Source organism: Rhodoferax sp. TH121 (genome assembly GCF_002251855.1).
Classification (GTDB): domain Bacteria; phylum Pseudomonadota; class Gammaproteobacteria; order Burkholderiales; family Burkholderiaceae_C; genus Allorhodoferax.
In genome coordinates, this window is sequence record NZ_NOXW01000022.1 from 124,961 (window position 1) to 143,377 (window position 18,417).

At 62.4% G+C, this 18,417-nt stretch carries 17 protein-coding genes and 1 pseudogene; 12 read left to right on the top strand and 6 right to left on the bottom strand.

The genetic code is table 11. From position 1 onward, the window contains the following. Positions 1–2: 2 nt before the first annotated feature. The 5 genes from CHU94_RS14995 to CHU94_RS15015 are packed head-to-tail and all read left to right on the top strand — an operon-like array spanning position 3 to position 4,521. The gene (locus CHU94_RS14995) at positions 3–1,145 is read left to right on the top strand and encodes an ABC transporter ATP-binding protein (RefSeq protein WP_094481339.1); all 1,143 of its coding nucleotides are present in this window, start codon (positions 3–5) and stop codon (positions 1,143–1,145) included. Beyond that, the gene (locus tag CHU94_RS15000; RefSeq protein ID WP_094481341.1) at positions 1,142–2,044 is read left to right on the top strand and encodes a BadF/BadG/BcrA/BcrD ATPase family protein; all 903 of its coding nucleotides are present in this window, start codon (positions 1,142–1,144) and stop codon (positions 2,042–2,044) included. Before CHU94_RS14995 ends, CHU94_RS15000 begins: the two co-directional genes overlap by 4 nt. Before the next feature lie 9 nt (positions 2,045–2,053). Then, complete coding sequence (locus CHU94_RS15005) at positions 2,054–3,076, top strand: SIS domain-containing protein (RefSeq protein WP_255033986.1); 1,023 nt, start codon at positions 2,054–2,056, stop codon at positions 3,074–3,076. Between the two features lie 10 nt (positions 3,077–3,086). Continuing rightward, positions 3,087–3,902 (top strand): D-hexose-6-phosphate mutarotase, encoded by an 816-nt coding sequence (locus tag CHU94_RS15010; RefSeq protein WP_094481345.1) that lies wholly within the window; start codon positions 3,087–3,089, stop codon positions 3,900–3,902. Positions 3,903–3,918: 16 nt separating this feature from the next. Further along, complete coding sequence (locus tag CHU94_RS15015) at positions 3,919–4,521, top strand: TIGR00645 family protein (RefSeq protein ID WP_094481347.1); 603 nt, start codon at positions 3,919–3,921, stop codon at positions 4,519–4,521. A 9-nt stretch (positions 4,522–4,530) separates the two neighbouring features. On the opposite strand, the gene CHU94_RS15020 is transcribed toward CHU94_RS15015, so the two are convergent. Beyond that, complete coding sequence (locus CHU94_RS15020) at positions 4,531–5,472, bottom strand: cation diffusion facilitator family transporter (protein WP_094481349.1); 942 nt, start codon at positions 5,470–5,472, stop codon at positions 4,531–4,533. A 53-nt stretch (positions 5,473–5,525) separates the two neighbouring features. Further along, positions 5,526–8,471: a DNA topoisomerase III gene (locus CHU94_RS15025; RefSeq protein WP_094481351.1), complete on the bottom strand. Its 2,946-nt coding sequence runs from the start codon at positions 8,469–8,471 to the stop codon at positions 5,526–5,528. Positions 8,472–8,573: 102 nt separating this feature from the next. On the opposite strand from CHU94_RS15025, the pseudogene CHU94_RS15030 reads away from it, so the two are divergent. The 3 genes and pseudogenes from CHU94_RS15030 to CHU94_RS15040 all read left to right on the top strand — a co-directional run. After that, positions 8,574–9,050 (top strand): annotated as a pseudogene (locus CHU94_RS15030) (SET domain-containing protein); the annotation flags it as partial. A 2-nt stretch (positions 9,051–9,052) separates the two neighbouring features. Further along, entirely contained in the window at positions 9,053–9,832 is a 780-nt protein-coding gene (locus CHU94_RS15035; RefSeq protein ID WP_094481355.1) for a biotin--[acetyl-CoA-carboxylase] ligase, read from the top strand. A gap of 4 nt (positions 9,833–9,836) precedes the next feature. After that, positions 9,837–10,496, top strand: a complete 660-nt coding sequence (locus CHU94_RS15040; RefSeq protein ID WP_094481357.1) for a hypothetical protein — start codon at positions 9,837–9,839, stop codon at positions 10,494–10,496. 20 nt (positions 10,497–10,516) lie between these two features. Here CHU94_RS15040 and CHU94_RS15045 read toward each other — a convergent pair whose 3' ends face one another. From CHU94_RS15045 to CHU94_RS15055, 3 genes are all read right to left on the bottom strand, one after another. Then, entirely contained in the window at positions 10,517–11,962 is a 1,446-nt protein-coding gene (locus tag CHU94_RS15045; RefSeq protein WP_094481359.1) for a sensor histidine kinase, read from the bottom strand. Between the two features lie 83 nt (positions 11,963–12,045). Next, entirely contained in the window at positions 12,046–12,720 is a 675-nt protein-coding gene (locus tag CHU94_RS15050) for a response regulator transcription factor (protein ID WP_094481361.1), read from the bottom strand. Between the two features lie 158 nt (positions 12,721–12,878). Continuing rightward, complete coding sequence (locus CHU94_RS15055) at positions 12,879–13,358, bottom strand: MarR family winged helix-turn-helix transcriptional regulator (RefSeq protein WP_094481363.1); 480 nt, start codon at positions 13,356–13,358, stop codon at positions 12,879–12,881. A gap of 143 nt (positions 13,359–13,501) precedes the next feature. On the opposite strand from CHU94_RS15055, the gene recA reads away from it, so the two are divergent. Together recA and recX are read left to right on the top strand one after the other, a co-directional pair. After that, positions 13,502–14,602, top strand: coding sequence for a recombinase RecA (gene recA, locus CHU94_RS15060; protein WP_094481365.1), 1,101 nt, complete (start codon positions 13,502–13,504; stop codon positions 14,600–14,602). Positions 14,603–14,640: 38 nt separating this feature from the next. Further along, positions 14,641–15,099, top strand: coding sequence for a recombination regulator RecX (gene recX / locus CHU94_RS15065; RefSeq protein WP_094481367.1), 459 nt, complete (start codon positions 14,641–14,643; stop codon positions 15,097–15,099). 104 nt (positions 15,100–15,203) lie between these two features. On the opposite strand, the gene argC is transcribed toward recX, so the two are convergent. Beyond that, a complete protein-coding gene (gene argC, locus CHU94_RS15070) occupies positions 15,204–16,139 on the bottom strand; it encodes an N-acetyl-gamma-glutamyl-phosphate reductase (RefSeq protein ID WP_094481369.1) in 936 nt (311 codons plus the stop codon). A gap of 199 nt (positions 16,140–16,338) precedes the next feature. Here argC and sucC point away from each other — a divergent pair, with 199 nt between their 5' ends. Together sucC and sucD are read left to right on the top strand one after the other, a co-directional pair. Next, positions 16,339–17,502, top strand: a complete 1,164-nt coding sequence (gene sucC / locus CHU94_RS15075; protein WP_094481371.1) for an ADP-forming succinate--CoA ligase subunit beta — start codon at positions 16,339–16,341, stop codon at positions 17,500–17,502. Between the two features lie 9 nt (positions 17,503–17,511). After that, a complete protein-coding gene (sucD, locus tag CHU94_RS15080; RefSeq protein WP_094481373.1) occupies positions 17,512–18,405 on the top strand; it encodes a succinate--CoA ligase subunit alpha in 894 nt (297 codons plus the stop codon). Positions 18,406–18,417 lie beyond the last annotated feature (12 nt).

The window sequence follows — 18,417 nt, forward strand, 5'->3', positions numbered from 1 at the left end:
CCATGGCACGCGTTTCCCTCACAAACATTTCAAAAAGCTACGGCAGCAACGCCCCGGTGCTGCACAACATCAATCTTGACATTGAGCACGGCGAACTGGTGGTGCTGGTGGGCCCCAGTGGCTGCGGCAAATCCACGCTCCTGCGTGTGCTCTGCGGGCTCGAAGACATCAGCAGCGGCGAGCTACGTATTGGCGACGACGTGGTCAACGACCTGCCACCGGCCGAGCGCGGCATTGCCATGGTGTTTCAGAGTTATGCGCTGTACCCGCACATGGACGTGTACCGCAACATGTCGTTTGGCCTGAAGATCCATGGTGCGACCAAAGCCGACATCGACAAGAAGGTGCGTGACGCCGCCAAGGTGCTGCACATCGATCATCTGCTGGATCGTCTGCCGCGCGAACTCTCGGGCGGGCAGCGCCAGCGCGTCGCGATTGGCCGCGCTATCGTGCGCGAGCCGCGTCTGTTTCTGTTTGACGAGCCGCTCTCCAACCTCGACGCCGCCTTGCGCGCAAAAACGCGCATCGAGTTGGCCCGCCTGCACCGCGACCTGGATGCCACCATGGTCTATGTGACCCACGACCAAGTGGAAGCTATGACCTTGGGGGACAAGATTGTGGTGCTGAACGAAGGCCATGTGCAGCAGGCTGGTACGCCGCTTACCCTGTACCAGCAACCGGCCAACCGCTTTGTTGCGACCTTCATTGGTTCGCCCACTATCAATCTGCTTCCCGCGCGTGTGATCGAGGTGTCGGACACAGGTGCGCGCCTGCAACTGGGCAACGGCAGCAAGGTGCTGGCCACGGTGGAGGCTGCGCAACTGCAGGTGGGTGAGACGGTGGAGGTGGGCCTGCGCCCCGAGCACTGCGAAGTGCTGCCTGCGGGTGTGGCTCCGGGTGCAGACGACACGGCGCTGGATGCCGAAATCACCTTGGTGGAGCACCTGGGTGAGTCCAACCTGCTGTACCTGAAGATGGACGATGGGCAGGAGCTGATCGTGCGTGGCGACGGCAATGCCGAGGTGCGGCTGGGTGACTCGGTCATCGTGCGTGCGGCACCTGCTGCGCTTTATGTCTTCCGTGCGGACGGAACGGCTTGCAAGCGCTTGAATCCGGGCAATATGCGTTCGGCCCACGCGTTATGAGTGCTGCCTGGGATTTCGATGCGCTGCCCGCGCATATCCACTACGCCATTGGCGTAGACGGCGGCGGCACCAGCACGCGAGCGCGGGTGCTGCACCGCAGCGGGGTGGTGGTGGGCGAGGGGAAGGCAGGCGCCTCCGGCCTCATGCAAGGCACGCCACAGGCTTGGCACCATATTGCAGAGGCCATTGCCAATGCGGTACAAGGGCGTTTGCGCGCCGGCTGGCCGCAAGCTGAACCCGCCAACTGCGCTTTGGGGCTGGGCCTGGCCGGTGCCAACAATGCAGACTGGAACGCGAGCTGTCTGGCCGCCAATCCCGGCTATACACATCTGGCGCTGGAATCTGATGCGGTAACTGCCTTGTTGGGCGCCCACCAAGGCGCCCCCGGGGCACTGGTCATCATGGGCACAGGGGCGATTGGCTTGGCGCTGCAAGGCAATGGTGAACGCACCACTACCGGCGGCTGGGGCTTCCCCTGCGGAGATGAAGGAAGCGGTGCAGACCTCGGCTTGCAGGCGGTGAACCTCACGCAACGTGCGGTGGACGGACGCCATGCCCATACCCCGCTCACGCGCGATGTGTATGCGGCCTTGGGCGGCACACCGCAAGCGATGCTGGCCTGGTGCGGCGCCGCGCGGCAGTTTGCGTATGCCACGCTGGCCCCCAAGGTCTTCGCCCATGCGGAGCATGATCCCGAGGCAGCCCGGATGCTCGCACGTGCCGCGCAAAGTCTGGAGTCCCTCGCCACCGCGTTGGACCCCACCCATACCTTGCCGCTGGCCGTGGCCGGCAGCATTGCGCAGCGCTTGCTGCCTCGCTTGTCTCCCGCATTGGTGCGCCGGGTGGTGCCCGCCCGGGGTGACGCCATGGATGGCGCGCTGGCTTTGTGTTTTCAGTAAAGGAAGATTGTGCGTACTTTGATGTTGGAAGAGGCCTTAGCCTCGGCGCGCCAGGTGGCGCAGCAACTGGCGGCGGATGAAGACCGCTATGCCACACTGGGCGCCGCCCTGCGTGCGCTGCCCCCGCAAGGCGCGGTGACGATTGCACGCGGCAGCTCGGACCACGCCGCGGCTTACTTTGCATATTTGGTGATGTCGCGGACCGGGCAACTTGTTACCTCGTTGCCGATGTCCTTGTTGACACTCTACAAGGCGCCGCTGGCGAAGCAGCGCTTGCTGGCCGTATCCATTTCCCAGTCGGGCCGCAGCCCGGACCTCATCGAGCCCATGCAGGTCTTTGAGTCTGCCGGCGCCACCACGGTGGCGTTGGTGAACGACACCACCTCTCCCTTGGCCGAGGCCGTGGACTGGGCCTTGCCTTTGCACGCGGGCCCTGAAAAAAGCGTTGCAGCGACCAAGAGCTTTATCTGTGGCCTGGTGGCTGGTGCGCGCCTGGCGGCGCACTGGGGCCAGCATGCTGATCTGCTGCAGGGCCTGCAGAACTTGCCCGCTGCGCTGGATGATGCCTGCCGACAAGACTGGACTGCTGCGGTGGAGCCTTTGCGTAGCGCCAGCAAGCTCATGGTCATTGGCCGCGGCCCGGGCCTGGCGATTGCGCAGGAGGCTGCGCTCAAATTCAAGGAAACCTGCGCTATCCAAGCGGAGGCCTTCAGCGGTGCCGAGGTCAAACATGGGCCCATGGCGCTGGTGGACGAGAACTACCCGATGTTGGTGTTTGCGCTGCGGGGCCCTGCGCAGCAAAGCTTGATTGACCTGGCCACCGAAATGCGGGGCCGTGGTGCGCAGGTATTGCTGGCCGCACCCGCCGATGTGCCGGGCCGCGACCTGACGCTCGCCACCGCGCCACAGGAAGATCTGGACCCCATCACCGCCATTCAGAGTTTCTATCTGCTGGTGGAGGCCGTGGCACGTGCGCGCGGTGCCAACCCCGACCAGCCACGCCACCTCTCCAAGGTCACTACCACCCGATAAACTGCGCGGCATGGATTGCCAGACGCTGTTGATCGATGAAGCCCCCGCTGTGCGCCTGCAAGGCCCGGCGGGCGATACCGTGACCGTGCTGTTGCGCGGTGCGCAAGTAATCTCGTGGGTCGATGCCAGTGGCACAGAACGTCTGTACTGCAGCCCGAAGTCGCCACTTAAGGGCCCGCAGGCCGTGCGTGGTGGGGTGCCGGTGATCTTTCCACAGTTTTCAGAGCGCGGCCCCTTGATGCGCCACGGTTGGGCTCGCATGCGTAACTGGACCTTGCAAGCGCAGCATGCTGCGATCCCTGAGCCCAGCGTCTCGTTGCAGCTGGTGAACGCCGTTGGTGATGACCCGCAGTGGCCCCATGCCTGTGTCTGCACGCTCACGGTCAGCCTGCTTCCCCAAGGGCTGCGCATGGTGCTGTGCGTGCAGAACACCGGTAGCACTGCGTTGACCTTCCATGCGGCCTTGCACACCTACTTTGCGGTGGGTGACGTCACGCAGACCGTGTTGGGCGGTGTGCAGCCGCATGGGGCTCCGTTGAATTTGCGGGAACCGATCGACCAGGTGTTTGAAACCGTGGCTGGCCCCTTGCTGCTGCGCAGCCCGCGCGGCGCCCTGCATTTGACCCACCAGGGTTTCCGCGACGTGGTGGTGTGGAATCCCGGCCCTGATGCGGTTCTGGGGGACTTGCCAAGCGGCGGCTGGCGCGACTTCGTGTGTGTGGAACCGGCCGTGGTGGCGCAGCCGGTTGCCTTGGCCCCCGGTGCGGACTGGGAAGGCGTCACTGTGATTTCCTACAATCGCCCCCTGTCCACCCGGGACCGATAACCTAACTGAGCTCTCCATGGCCACCAACAAGTCCACTTCGCGCAACTCGCTGCGCCCTATTCCCAATTTCATTTTTGCCAGCCGCTGGCTGCAGTTGCCGCTCTACATCGGCCTGATCGCGGCCCAGGGCGTGTATGTCTTCCACTTTTGGGTGGAACTGGTCCACCTGCTGGAAGCCGCGTTTGGCAGTCAGACCGCCTTGCAGGCACTGATCTCCAGCATTGGCTACAAGTCCGATGTACAGATCACGGCGCTGAACGAGACCATCATCATGCTGGTGGTGCTGGCGCTGATTGACGTGGTGATGATCTCCAACCTGCTGATCATGGTGATCGTGGGTGGCTACGAGACCTTTGTGAGCCGCATGGACCTGGACGGGCACCCCGACCAGCCCGAGTGGCTGAGCCATGTGAATGCCTCGGTGCTGAAAGTGAAGCTGGCCACCGCCATCATCGGCATCAGTTCTATTCACCTGCTCAAGACCTTCATCAACGCCGCCAACTACGATGTCAAGGTGTTGATGTGGCAGACCATCATCCACGTGGTGTTCTTGCTCAGCGCACTGGCCATTGCCTACACCGACAAACTGCTGACCAGCACCCACCCCGACAAGCACTGAGTTCGGCCTTCAGCCCGGCGGCAGGTGGTCGGCGTCCGGCCTGCGCGCCGGGTCCACATGGGTCATGAGGTTGAGTACGCGGTGCCGCTGCAGCACTGCAGCGCGGGCAGCCACCGCGATGTTGTGGCCCTCCTCCACCGTAAGGGTGGCATCCACCTCAATGTGGGCATCGGCCACCACCATGTCGCCCATCTTGCGCGTGCGCACATCGTGTACGCCCGCTACGCCGGGCGTGGCCAGCAGGGTGGTGCGGATGGCCTGCACCTCGGCCTCGTCCAGGCCCCGGTCCATCAGGTCGTGCAGCGCGTCCCAGCCAAATTCCCAGCCCATCTTGCCCACCATCAGGCCCACAATGAGCGCGGCAATCGGGTCCAGCAACGGGTAACCCAGCAGATTGCCCGCCAGGCCCACGCCCACCACCAACGAAGAGGCTGCGTCCGAGCGAGCATGCCAGGCGTTGGCGACCAGCATGCTGGACTTGACCGCTTTGGCCACACGCAGCATGTAGCGAAACAGCAGCTCTTTGGACACCAGTGCGGCACCGGCGACCCACAGGGCAACGGGATGCACCATGGCGATGGTGCTGGTGTCTTCGAGCTTGCTGACCGCTGACCAGACCATGCCCACGCCGACGGCCAGCAGCAGCAGGCCCAGCACCAGCGAAGCTGCAGTCTCAAACCGTTGATGACCGTAGGGGTGGTCGTCGTCGGCGTCTTTCTGGCTGTGGTGGTTGGCCAGCAGCACCACGCCGTCGGCCACCAAGTCGGACAACGAGTGGATGCCATCTGCGATCAGGGCCTGCGACTTGGCCAGCACACCCACCACGATTTGCAAGGTGCTGAGCACCAGGTTGACCGCCACGCTGACCCAGGTGCTGCGGGTGGCAGCGGCCGCGCGCTCGGCCGCGCTGTGGGGGCTGTGCTCGACATCGTCAGCCTCGGTGAAGTTCATGGAGCGTCGCCTTTGAAAGTCACCGAGTCTGCTGACGCCGCCTTAAGGCAGGCTTAGCTCAGGTGCTTGCCGGCGATGCCGGCCAGCTCGAACATCGTGACCTGGGGCTTGCCAAACACTTCCAGCAACTTGGCATCGGCGTTGATGCTGCGCTTGTCTTTGGCGTCTTGCAGGCCGTTGGCCTTGATGTAGTCCCACAGCTTTTTCATTACTTGCGGGCGGGCAATCAGCTCCGCGCCAATCACTGCGGCCAGTGCGGCGCTGGGCTGTTTGCCGCTGGCTGCCGTGGTTTTGCGCGGGGCTTTGGGTTTGGCCTCCTTGGCGGCTGCAGCCTTCTTTGCAGGTGCTTTCTTGGCCGCGGCCCCCGTGGATGCTGCGCGAACAGCTCCTGTTTTGGTAGCGCCTGTGGTTTTGGCGGCCGCCTTGTAAGCGGTTTTTCGTGGCGGGAACTTGCTCGGGGCGAACTCGAAGTTCACCTTGCCGGCCTCGGCGTCCCAGGCCAACATGGCCTTGAAGGCACGGCGCGTGCGCATGGAGACAAATTTCTCCAGCATGTCGGTCTTGCCGGTGGCCAGCAGCTTTTGCATCTGCTCGCGCTCGATAGGCTGCTGCAGGATGATCTGACCACTCTTGAAGTCGCAGCTGGGCGTGGGCTGAGCATCAGTCGGTACCGATTTTTCGCACACATAGTTCTTGCCGTGCTCGAAGACGTTGCCGCCGCACTTGGGGCAGGCACCCAGTGCAGTTTGAGCGCTGAAGTCGATGATCTCGCCGTCGTCCTCGCCCGCCTTGTCGTCGCCAAAGTCAAACTCCAGCTTGTAGTTCTTGGTTTCCTCGTCGAACTTGATCACCATCTCGGCCGTGAACGGCCAACCGGCTTTGGAGCGGAAGCCGTCCAGCGGGCCAATCTTTTTGTCACGCAGGAATTGCTCCACTTCCGCGGTTTCAAAAGTGCGCCCAGCAGGTGATTTGCCAAACGAGAAGCCGCAGCCGTCCTCGGTGCCGCTTTGGCCCGTGCAGGTGAAGCGGCGGTAGTTTTCCTTCACGATGCCGCCGCAGTTGGGGCAGCGCGCCTCCAGCGTGGCGTAGTCACCTGGGATGGTGTCGCGGTCGTATTCCTTGGCTTTTTTGACCATGCGCTCGGTCATGGCGGCAATCTCGGCCATGAAGGCGTCGCGGCCCAGCTTGCCCTGTTCCATCTGGGCCAGTTTGTATTCCCATTCGCCGGTCAGCTCGGCCTTGGAGAGCTCTTCCACACCCAGGCCACGCAAGAGAGTCATCAGTTGGAAGGCCTTGGCTGTGGGAATCAGTTCACGGCCTTCTCGCAGCATGTACTTCTCGGCGATCAGGCCTTCGATGATGCTGGAACGGGTGGCCGGTGTGCCCAGGCCCTTTTCCTGCATGGCTTCGCGAAGCTCGTCGTCTTCCACGGTTTTGCCAGCGCCTTCCATGGCGCCGAGCAAGGTCGCTTCAGAGTAGCGGGCGGGTGGCTTGGTCTTGAGGCCCTTGGGGTCTACCGGGTCACCCTTGACCTTCTCACCGGGCGCCACGGGCACCAGGTTCTGGCCCTTGTCACCTTCCTTGGCGTCTTCCACTTCCGCAGCGGCTTCCTTGCCATAAATGGCCAGCCAGCCCGGCTTGACCAGCACCTTGCCTTCGGTCTTGAAGGAATGCTGGGCGGCCGTTGTGATGCGGGTGGTGACTTGGTATTCCGCACTGGGGAAGAACACCGCCATGAAGCGGCGCACGACCAGGTCGTACAGCTTTTGCTCAGCCTCGCTCAAGCCGCTGGGGGCTTGCAAGGTGGGGATGATGGCAAAGTGATCCGACACCTTGGCGTTGTCAAACACGCGTTTGGTGGGCTTGATGTAGTTGTTGTTCAGGGCGGTGAGTGCGTGCGGCGCCAAGTGGCGCATGCCACTGTCTGCCAGCATCTCGAAGGTCTGCTTGACCACGGGCACATAGTCTTCGGGCAGGGCACGCGAATCGGTACGCGGGTAGGTCAGGGCTTTGTGGCGTTCGTACAGGCTCTGGGCAATTTGCAAAGTGGTCTTTGCAGAAAAACCGAACTTGCCGTTGGCCTCGCGCTGTAGGCTGGTCAGGTCAAACAGCAGGGGAGAGGCCTGCGTGGTGGGCTTGCTTTCTTCGGTGACCGTGGCGGGCTGACCGCGCACCGCGTTGGCAATGGCCTGTGCTTCGGTCAGGCTCCAGACGCGGTCGGCCTTCTTCTCTGCGTCGTCCGCATCCTTTTTGTGCGCCGGGTTGAACCACTTGGCGGGGTACTCGCCCGCCTCGGCATGGAAGCTGGCATGAATTTCCCAATAGTCGCGGCTCACGAACTTGCGGATCAGTTCTTCACGCTCCACCACCACCGACAGCGTGGGCGTTTGCACCCGGCCCACCGTGGTCAGGAAGAAGCCGCCATCGCGGCTGTTAAACGCCGTCATGGCGCGCGTGCCGTTGATGCCGACCAGCCAGTCCGCTTCGGAGCGGCAGCGGGCTGCGTCGGCCAGCGGCTGCATCTGTGCATTGGTGCGCAAGGCGTTAAATCCGTCGCGGATGGCCTGGGGCGTCATGGACTGCAGCCACAGGCGGCTCACCGGCTTGCCAAGGGGCTTGGCGCCACCGGCGTACTGCTCAATGAGGCGGAAGATGAGTTCACCCTCGCGGCCCGCGTCGCAGGCGTTCACCAGCTTGTCCACGTCCTTGCGTTTGGCGAGTTTGACCACCGCGTTCAGGCGCGTCTTGGTCTTGTCCACGGGCTTCAAGTCAAAGTGTGGCGGGATGACAGGCAGGTGGGCGAAGCTCCACTTGCCGCGCTTGACGTCATATTGTTCAGGGGCCTGGATCTCCACCAAGTGGCCCACGGCGCTGGAGACAACATAGCTGTCGCTCTCGAAGTACTCGTCGTGTTTTTCGAACTTGCCAGCCACCGGTGTGAGTGCACGCACGATGTCTTGGGCGACGGACGGCTTTTCCGCAATAACTAATGTTTTCATCTGACTACAATCCAGTTCTCGCGTGCGCGCAGGCGCGCACTTGCACACGCAGGCACGCACACATGCGCGCCCATACGATTCACCATACCAAATTTTCGAACCGTGGCAAAAAACCCAGTGATTTCCTCCACCCCTACCAACAGCCGGCGTATCCAGGCCCGCCGCTCCGGGGTGCATGGCAAGGGGGTGTTTGCGGTGCAGGACATTGCCGAGGGTGAGACCATCATCGAGTACGTGGGCGAGGTCATCAGCTGGCAGGAGGCGCAAGACCGCCATCCCCACGACCCCAAAGACCCGAACCACACCTTCTACTTCTCGCTGGAAAACGGAGACGTGATCGACGCTCTGTACGGCGGCAACTCCTCGCGCTGGATCAACCATTCCTGCGACGGCAACTGTGAGGCCGACGAGGTGGAGGGCCGTGTCTTCATCAAGGCGCTGCGCAACATCAAGGCCGGTGAAGAGCTGAACTACGACTACGGCCTCATCATCGACGAGCGCTACACCAAGAAACTCAAGGCTGAATACCCCTGCTGGTGCGGTAGCAAGAACTGCCGCGGGACCTTGCTCTCCCCCAAAAAATGACGACGCGCTGGCAGGCCGAGGCGATCTGGGAGGCGGTGAGCCCGCTGTGGCCCAGTTTCTCCGTAGAGATCCTGCCAGAGATCGATTCCACCAACAGCGAACTCATGCGTCGAGCCCGCGCCGGTCAGCACGACCCGGTGCTGCTGGTGGCCGAGCGCCAGACGGCCGGCCGCGGGCGTTTGGGGCGCGACTGGAAAAGCGACGTACAGGGCGGTGGCGGTACCTTGACCTTCTCGTTGGGCGTGCCCTTGGCGCCGGCCGATTGGTCGGGCTTGTCCCTGGCGGTGGGGCTGGCGGTGGTGGAGAGCCTGCACCCGGACCTGCGCCTGAAGTGGCCCAATGACGTGTGGCTGGCGCAGCGCAAGTTGGCCGGCATCCTGATCGAAACTGCCAGTGTGGGCGACACGCGTTACGCCGTGATCGGAATTGGTATCAACATCTTCCCGCGCGACGCCACCGACCTGCGCACCCCGCCTGCCGCACTGCAGGAGCTGTGGCCCCAAGTCACCGCCCCGGAGGTGCTGGCACGCATGGCCTTGCCGTTGGCACGGGCCGTCCAACAGTTTGTGGTGGATGGTTTTGGGCCTTTGCGCCAGGCCTTCCATGCACGCGACCTGCTCTACGGGCAAACGGTGGTGTGCAGCGATGGTGTGACCGGCACCGCCCGCGGGGTCGATGCCAGCGGTGCGCTGCTGGTGCATACTGACCAGGGATTGCTCAAAATTAACAGCGCGGAGGTCAGTGTGCGGCCTGCGCCTCCTGCCACGGTACCCTGACCCTATGTTGCGTTTGCTTGTTCTGTTTTTGCTGCTTGCCAACGGTCTGTTTTTCGCTTGGAGCCACGGCTTGTTGCGGGCCTATGGATTCGCTCCTGCGCCTGTGAACGAGCCCCAGCGCGTGGCGCAGCAAATCAAACCCGAGAGCATCAAGTTGCTCAGTGCGAGCGAGATCAAGCGCGTGGAGGCCCAGGTGCAAGCTGACCTGGCGCCCAAAGAGTGTTTGCAGGCCGGACCGTTTGACGACGCCCAGGCGGCCACCTTGCGCAAGGCGCTGGAGTCGGCCTTGCCCTCCGGATCCTGGCAGTTAGAAGAAGGCAAGGTGGCGGCCCACTGGATCATCTACATGGGCAAGTACGCTACGGCGGAGCTGCAGGCCAAGAAGCGCGCGGAACTCAATGGCATGGGCATCAAATCGGAAAGTGTGAGCTCCCCTGCGCTGGAAATAGGTTTGTCCTTGGGTGGCTTTGAGACCGAGGCCGCTGCCAAGGCGGAGCTGGCACGTTTGGTACCCAAGGGTATACGCACGGCCAAGGTGGTCCAAGAGCGTGAAGCTGGCACCGCCAGCACGCTCAAGCTGCCCGCTTTGACCGAGATGTTGCGCGCCAAAATGGCCGACCTGAAGCCCGCTCTGGCTGGCAAGCCCTTGAAGAATTGTTCCTGACCCCGATGCTGTGGGCCTGCTCAGAGGCTGTCGGGTGGTGGATGAAAGCGCAGTGTGAAACTCGCACCCGGCATGGCTGCGCCCGGTTTGGCGTCTTCGACGGAGATCGTGGCATGGTGCTGGCGTGCAATTTCCAGCACGATGGGCAGACCCAAGCCTGAGCCATCGGCCTCGTTGCCCAGCGCGCGGTAAAAGGGCTGGAACACCAGTTCCCGCTCGGCCACCGGAATACCGGGGCCGGAGTCCTCGACCTGCAATACCAGCGCCTTGCTGAACGGGTCCACCAGCACGCGGGCGGTGATGACGCCGGGTTTGTCGGCACTGCTGGGCGTGTAGTTGATGGCGTTGTCCACCAGATTGCGCACCATTTCCTTGAGCAGGGTCGGGTTGCCGGCGATGCTGGCGCCCTCAGTGCCCGGCTGGACGCCTTCAAAGCCCAGATCGATGTGCTTGTCCATGGCCCGCGGTACGCAGTCGCGGACCACGTCCATGGTGAGGCGTGCCAGGTCACAGGGTTGGTGGCTCAGCACGGCGCCGCTGCTCTCGGCGCGGGCTAGCGCCAACAGCTGGTTCACGGTGTGGGTAGCCCGAATGCTGGAGCGGCCGATCTGGCGCAGGGACTGTTTCAGGTCTTCCGCGCTGGCGCCCTGGCGCTGGGCCAGGTCGGCCTGCATGCGCAAGCCGGCCAGCGGGGTCTTGAGCTGGTGGGCGGCGTCGGCCAGGAAGCGTTTTTGCGTGGCGATCGAGTCCTTCAGGCGCATCAGCAGGTCGTTCACCGAAGATACGAGGGGCACCACCTCCAGCGGCACGGCCTCCACGTCCAGCGGGCTCAGGTCGTCCGGGCTGCGCGCGCGGATTCGCTCTTCCAGGCTGTTGAGTGGCTTGATGGCCTGCACCAGCGCCAGCCAGACCAGCAGCACGGCCAGTGGCAGGATGACGAACTGCGGCAGCATCACGCCCTTGACGATTTCGGTCGCCAGCACGGAGCGCTTGTCCATGGTCTCGGCCACCTGCACCAGGGCGGGTTTGGCGTGCGGCAGGTCTAGTTTGACCCACATGTAGGCCACCTTCAGGTCTACGCCCTTGAATTCCACATCCCGCATGCGCACCTCGCCGGGGGGGAGACGTTCGTCTTCAGGGGGGAGGGGCAGCTCCTTTTCGCCGCTCAGGTACTCGCCTTGGCTGCCCAGAACCTGGTAGTACACGGTGTCGGCGTCGTCGGCACGCAGCAGCTCGCGGGCGGGCAGCGGCAGCACAAACTGGGCTTGGTTCTTCTGGGTGGTGATGAGCTGGGCCAGCGCGCCCACGTTGTATTCGAGCGAGCGGTCAAAGGGTTTGCCCGCAATGCCTTGGGCCACCAGCCAAGTCAGCACCAGGCTCACCGGCCACAGCAGCAGCAGCGGCGTGAGCATCCAGTCCAGGATTTCCCCGAACAGGCTGCGTTGCTCGCGCTGGAAGAGCTTCATCGGCACGGCGTCTTTTTTAAGCCAAATAAGGCACTAGGCCTCGTATTTTCTGCGCAAACAGCTATCAAATAAATAGCAATCTATCAGGGGGCAATCTTCTCGAGGCAATACCCCAGGCCGCGCACAGTGGCAATGCGGATGGGCCCCTTCTCGATCTTCTTGCGCAGGCGGTGGATATAGACCTCGATGGCGTTGTTGCTCACTTCTTCGCCCCACTCGCATAGGCGTTCGACCAGCTGGTCTTTGCTGACCAAGCGGCCGGCGCGCTGCAGCAGCACTTCCAGCAGGCCCAGTTCGCGCGCAGACAGTTCTACCATCTTGCCGTCAATCGTTGCTACGCGGCCTGCTTGGTCGTAGGTCAGTGGGCCGTGTTTGATGCTGGCGCTGGTGGCGCCCATGCCGCGACGTACCAAGGCCCGCACGCGGGCTTCCAGCTCTTGCAGGCTGAAAGGTTTGGCCATGTAGTCATCGGCACCGTAGTCCAGGCCTTTGACGCGCTCGTCCACGCTGTCTGCCGCGGTGAGGATGAGCACGGGAAGCGAAGAGCCGCGCGCGCGCAATTTCTTGAGCACCTCCAAGCCATGCATCTTGGGCAAGCCCAGGTCAAGGATCAATAGGTCGAACTCGGTATTGGTCATCAGGGCCGCGTCGGCTTCGGTGCCGCTGGCCACGTGGTCGACCGCTGCACCGGCGCTGCGCAGGGCGCGCAGCAGGCCATCGGCCAGCACCTGATCGTCTTCGGCTATGAGTATTCGCATGGGTGTCTCCTCGCTCGGGCGGCGCGTTGCTGCAATGTTTTTGCCATTCTAGGCGCGTGCCCTTGCGCCCGAGTTGCCCGCCAAAGGATGAGCGTGGGGCATGCCAGTTTGCCGCAGTGCCGCCCCAAGGCAATCGAGCCCCCTTGGGAGGGGCATGATCAGGCGCTGTACGCTTCCAGACCCAAGGCTACTACCGTGGCGACTTCGGGGCTGATGGCGTGGCGCAACTCGCTTTCGGCTTGCGCCACCGCTTCTTGGTAGGCACCTAACCAGGCCAGACCCGTGGCGGTGAACTGCACGCGACGTGCGCGCGCATCGGCCGGGTCGTCTTCCCGTGTCACCATGCCCCAAGCTTCGCACTGGCTGACCAGCGTGCCCATGGCCTGCTTGCTCATGCCCGCGCGTTGGGCCAGGTCGGTGAGACGCAGACCTTCCAGGGCGAGGTGGCGCGTGATATGGATATGGGCGGCACCCACCTGCCCACGTTCAGCCAGGTTGGACAGGCCCAGCGGTACACCGGGGTGGCGCGCCATGAGCTCCAGCACCCGTGCGTCGAAACGTTCCAGCGCGAGGCGCAGCCAATGGCCCAGGTGGTTGTGGCGCCACGTGTCGGTATGGGTGGGCGGGAAATCAGGCACATTTGGATGGTAATGCAAACTGACTAATAAATGTATTTGCGTTACACAACGTGCGCGCTTAAACTACTGTTCAAGCATCCAGCCTGTTGTTAAATCCAGATGGCTGCGCCGTACAAAACCGTTGATTTTCAAGGAGATTTCTCATGGACGCACCCGTCAAAGGCCTGAACAGCATGAATCCCGCCAACAGCGAAAAAGCCAAGGCCCTGCAAGTGGCCCTGGCCCAGATCGAAAAGCAATTCGGCAAGGGCACCATCATGCGCCTGGGCGAAGGCGAGGTGATCGAAGACATCCAGGTCGTCTCCACCGGCTCGCTGGGGCTGGACATTGCGCTGGGCGTAGGCGGTCTGCCACGCGGCCGCGTCGTTGAAATCTACGGCCCGGAATCCTCCGGCAAGACCACGTTGACGCTGCAAGTGATTGCCGAAATGCAGAAGCAAGGTGGCCAGTGCGCCTTCGTCGACGCCGAACACGCGCTGGACGTGCAGTACGCCCAGAAGCTGGGTGTCAACCTGCAAGACCTGCTGATCAGCCAGCCCGACACTGGCGAGCAGGCGCTGGAAATCGTGGACAGCCTGGTGCGCTCCGGCGCGGTCGACCTGATCATCGTCGACTCGGTCGCCGCACTGACACCCAAGGCCGAGCTGGAGGGCGAAATGGGCGACAGCCTGCCCGGCCTGCAAGCCCGCTTGATGAGCCAGGCGCTGCGCAAGCTCACCGCCCACATCAAGAAGACCAACTGCATGGTCATTTTCATCAACCAGATCCGCATGAAGATTGGCGTGATGTTCGGCTCGCCTGAAACCACCACGGGTGGCAACGCGCTGAAGTTCTACGCTTCGGTCCGCTTGGACATCCGCCGCACCGGCACCATCAAGAAGGGTGAAGACGCGATCGGCAACGAAACCAAGGTCAAAGTGGTCAAGAACAAGGTCTCGCCCCCGTTCAAGACGGCGGAGTTCGACATCCTGTTCGGCGAAGGCATCAGCCGCCATGGCGAAATCATCGACATGGGCGTGACTGCCGGCATTCTGGAAAAGTCGGGCGCTTGGTACGCCTACCAGGGCGAGAAGATCGGCCAAGGCCGTGACAACGCCCGTGAATTCCTGCGCGAGAACCCCGCGCTGTCGGTGGAGATCGAGAACAAGGTGCGCGAAGGCCTGGGCATCCCCTTGCTGCCGGTGGCCGAGCCCGAGGTCAAGGCCAAGGGCAAAAAGGCCGACAAGGCCGATAAATCTGAGTAAATTGGTCTCTGGACCTCGCCAATACAGCGCAACTAGCTATGAATTTCGGAGCAAAGCCTGCGCTGTCTCTGACCGGACGGGCTTTGCGCCTGCTCAGCACCCGGGAGCATTCCCGGGCTGAGCTGGAGCGCAAGCTGGCGCCGCACGCAGAGGAAGAGGGTGCCGTGGCCAAGGTGCTGGACGCTTTGCAAGCCAAGGGCTTCATCAACGAAACCCGGGTGTTGGAGTCGGTCGTCCATCGGCGGGCAGGCAAGCTTGGCGCGTCGCGCATCAAACAGGAGCTGCAGGCCAAGGGGTTGGAGCCCGAGGCGGTGGCCGAGGCGGTACATGCTTTGCGTGCTACGGAGTTGGAGCGGGCCCGCGAGGTCTGGCGCAAGAGGTTCGGCAAGCCGCCCGCCGATGCGGCTGAGCGTGGCAAGCACATGCGGTTTTTGGCCAGCCGCGGCTTTGGCGGCGACACCATCCACAAGGTGGTGTCGGGCGCGGAAGAAGATTAACGCCGTGCAATCTAGGGCCCGGTTTCAGCGCTGGGCCGCCCCAAGCTGAAACGCGCCCCTTTAGGGGGCAGCGACCCGCGTAGCGGCGGAGCGTGGGGCTAGGTTTACAAGCCGAGCATCAGCTGCAGGTTTTGCACTGCGGCGCCACTTGCTCCCTTGCCCAGGTTGTCCAGGCGAGCCACGAGCACCGCATGGGCAAAGCCGTCTTTGGCGGCGTCATTCGCAAATACGCGCAGTTCCAGCTTGTTGGTGTCGGCCAGGGCGGCGGCATCCAACTTCAGGTCCGGCGTAACAGGCTCCACGGTGACCCAAGTGCTGCCTGCGTAGTGTTGGGCCAGCGCGGTGTGCAAATCTTGCGCCGTGGGTTGGCCAGGCAGCGTGTCCAGATGCAGCGGCAGTTGCACCAGCATGCCCTGCTTGAAATTGCCTACCGAGGGCACGAACAGCGGGCGCCGTGTCAGGCCCGTGAATTTCATGATTTCGGGGATGTGCTTGTGCTTGAGCCCCAGCGCATACAGCTCGTAGGGAGCGGCGGTGCCTTGCTCGTACGCTTCGATCATGGTGCGTCCACCGCCGGAATAGCCGCTGACCGAAGGCAGGCATACGGGGAAGTCGGCAGGTAGCAGGCCCGCATCCACCAGCGGGCGAATCAACGCAATGGCGCCAGTGGCGTAGCAGCCGGGGTTGCTGACGCGGCGGGCGTTTGCCACAGCGTCGCGCTGGCTTGCAGCCAATTCAGGGAAGCCATAGACCCAGCTAGCAGCAGTACGGTGCGCGGTGGAGGCGTCGATGATGCGCGGGCCGGGGCGTCCGGTCTCCTTCTCCAGTCCGTCCACCATGGCCACGGTTTCCAGGGCGGCGTCATCGTGCAGGCACAAAACCACGAGGTCGGCCTGTGCCACCAAGGCACGCTTGGCTTGCGGGTCTTTGCGCAGAGCGGGGTCAATGCTGAGCAGTTTGATCTGCGGCATGGCCTGCAGGCGCTCCCGAATCTGCAGCCCGGTGGTGCCAGCTTCGCCATCAATAAAGATCTTTTTCATCCGATTTGTCATTCGTCAATTAGGGGAAGATGATGGGCAGTCAAGATAGGCAGTGCCTCGCAAACCCACAGGCTGTAAGCCTCGCACAAGTATTGTGCATCGCACCATGATACAGTCGCAGGCTGATGTGTCCAGTGCCATGCGCTCGCAATTTCATGTTGCGGCATGGTGAAAATTGTCCAGTCCAGAGAGAGACGTCATGAAGATTCACGAATACCAAGGCAAGGAAATCTTGCGCCAGTTCGGTGTGCCGGTGCCCCGCGGCATCCCTGCTTTCACAGTGCAAGAAGCGGTGGAAGCCGCTCAAAAGCTTGGTGGCCCAGTTTGGGTTGTCAAGGCACAAATCCACGCCGGTGGCCGTGGCAAGGGTGGTGGCGTGAAGGTGGCCAAGTCCATCGACGACGTCAAGCGCCTCGCTGGCGACATCTTGGGCATGCAACTCAAGACGCACCAGACTGGACCCGAAGGCCAGAAGGTACGCCGCCTCTACATTGAAGACGGCGCTGACATCAAGAACGAACTGTATGTGTCGCTGGTGACTGACCGCGCGACCCAGAAGGTAGCCCTGATCGCATCGAGCGAAGGCGGCATGGACATTGAGGAAGTGGCCCACTCCACGCCCGAGAAGATCGTGACCGAAATGATCGATCCTCTGACCGGCATCACTACCGAGCAGAGCAAAAAAGTGGCCGCAGCCATTGGCCTGACCGGCGCTTCCATCGACCAAGCCGTGGACATCTTCGCCAAGATCTACAAGTGCTACATGGACACCGATGCGTCGCTGGTGGAAATCAATCCATTGAACTGTGACTCCAAGGGCAACTTGATCGCCTTGGACGCCAAGTTCAACTTTGACTCTAACGCTCTGTTCCGTCACCCCGAAATCGTGGCGTACCGCGATCTGGACGAAGAAGACGCGGCCGAAGTAGAGGCTTCCAAGTTCGACTTGGCGTACATCTCGCTGGACGGCAATATCGGTTGCTTGGTGAACGGTGCCGGTCTGGCCATGGCCACCATGGACACCATCAAGCTGTTCGGCGCTGAGCCTGCCAACTTCCTGGACGTGGGCGGCGGTGCCACCCCCGAGAAGGTGACCGAAGCGTTCAAGATCATGTTGAAGAACGACAAGGTCAAAGCCATTCTGGTCAACATATTCGGCGGCATCATGAAGTGCGACACCATCGCCACTGGCGTGATCACAGCTTGCAAGGCGGTGAACCTGTCTGTACCTCTGGTGGTGCGCATGAAGGGTACGAACGAAGAGCTGGGCAAGAAAATGCTGGCCGAATCCGGCCTGCCCATCATCAGCGCCGACAGCATGGCTGAAGCGGCTCAAAAAGTTGTCGCAGCAGTGAAAGGCTAAGGAAACATCATGTCGATCTTTATCAATAAAGACACCAAGGTCATCACCCAAGGCATTACCGGCAAGACGGGTCAGTTCCACACTGAAAAGTGCCAAGAATACGCAAACGGCAAGAATTGCTTTGTTGCTGGTGTGAACCCCAAGAAGGCTGGTGAGTCCATCTTCAACATCCCGATCTACGCCTCCGTCAAGGAAGCTGCCAGCGACACCGGCGCGACCGTGTCTGTGATCTATGTACCACCCGCTGGCGCTGCTGCTGCCATCTGGGAGGCTGTAGAAGCCGATCTGGACCTGGCGATCTGCATTACCGAGGGCATTCCAGTGCGCGACATGCTGGAAGTGCGCAACAAGATGAAGGCCAAGGAAGCTGCCGGCGGCAAGAAGACCCTGCTGTTGGGCCCCAACTGCCCCGGTCTGATCACCCCTGACGAAATCAAAATCGGCATCATGCCCGGTCACATCCACCGCAAGGGCCGTATTGGCGTGGTGTCTCGTTCCGGTACGCTGACCTATGAAGCTGTGGCGCAACTGACCGAAATCGGTCTGGGCCAGTCGTCTGCTGTCGGTATTGGTGGTGACCCCATCAACGGCTTGAAGCACATCGACGTGATGAAGGCGTTCAACGACGATCCCGATACCGACGCCGTCATCATGATCGGCGAAATCGGCGGACCGGACGAAGCCGAAGCGGCCCGTTGGTGCAAGCTGAACATGAAGAAACCCATCGTGGGCTTTATCGCTGGCGTGACTGCGCCCCCCGGCAAACGCATGGGCCATGCGGGCGCCTTGATCTCCGGTGGTGCAGACACCGCGGATGCGAAGCTGGCTGTGATGGAAGAGTGCGGCTTCAAGGTCACACGCAACCCATCCGAAATGGCGAAGCTGCTCAAGGCCATGCTGTAAGCGTGGTGCGAT

Bases quoted from the DNA above. Each gene is read 5' to 3' on its own strand.
- CHU94_RS14995 (WP_094481339.1), top strand. From the start codon at position 3: ATGGCACGCGTTTCCCTCACAAACATTTCAAAAAGCTACGGCAGCAAC.
- CHU94_RS15000 (WP_094481341.1), top strand. From the start codon at position 1,142: ATGAGTGCTGCCTGGGATTTCGATGCGCTGCCCGCGCATATCCACTAC.
- CHU94_RS15010 (WP_094481345.1), top strand. From the start codon at position 3,087: ATGGATTGCCAGACGCTGTTGATCGATGAAGCCCCCGCTGTGCGCCTG.
- CHU94_RS15015 (WP_094481347.1), top strand. From the start codon at position 3,919: ATGGCCACCAACAAGTCCACTTCGCGCAACTCGCTGCGCCCTATTCCC.
- CHU94_RS15020 (WP_094481349.1), bottom strand. From the start codon at position 5,472: ATGAACTTCACCGAGGCTGACGATGTCGAGCACAGCCCCCACAGCGCG.
- CHU94_RS15025 (WP_094481351.1), bottom strand. From the start codon at position 8,471: ATGAAAACATTAGTTATTGCGGAAAAGCCGTCCGTCGCCCAAGACATC.
- CHU94_RS15035 (WP_094481355.1), top strand. From the start codon at position 9,053: ATGACGACGCGCTGGCAGGCCGAGGCGATCTGGGAGGCGGTGAGCCCG.
- CHU94_RS15040 (WP_094481357.1), top strand. From the start codon at position 9,837: ATGTTGCGTTTGCTTGTTCTGTTTTTGCTGCTTGCCAACGGTCTGTTT.
- CHU94_RS15045 (WP_094481359.1), bottom strand. From the start codon at position 11,962: ATGAAGCTCTTCCAGCGCGAGCAACGCAGCCTGTTCGGGGAAATCCTG.
- CHU94_RS15050 (WP_094481361.1), bottom strand. From the start codon at position 12,720: ATGCGAATACTCATAGCCGAAGACGATCAGGTGCTGGCCGATGGCCTG.
- recA (WP_094481365.1), top strand. From the start codon at position 13,502: ATGGACGCACCCGTCAAAGGCCTGAACAGCATGAATCCCGCCAACAGC.
- recX (WP_094481367.1), top strand. From the start codon at position 14,641: ATGAATTTCGGAGCAAAGCCTGCGCTGTCTCTGACCGGACGGGCTTTG.
- argC (WP_094481369.1), bottom strand. From the start codon at position 16,139: ATGAAAAAGATCTTTATTGATGGCGAAGCTGGCACCACCGGGCTGCAG.
- sucC (WP_094481371.1), top strand. From the start codon at position 16,339: ATGAAGATTCACGAATACCAAGGCAAGGAAATCTTGCGCCAGTTCGGT.
- sucD (WP_094481373.1), top strand. From the start codon at position 17,512: ATGTCGATCTTTATCAATAAAGACACCAAGGTCATCACCCAAGGCATT.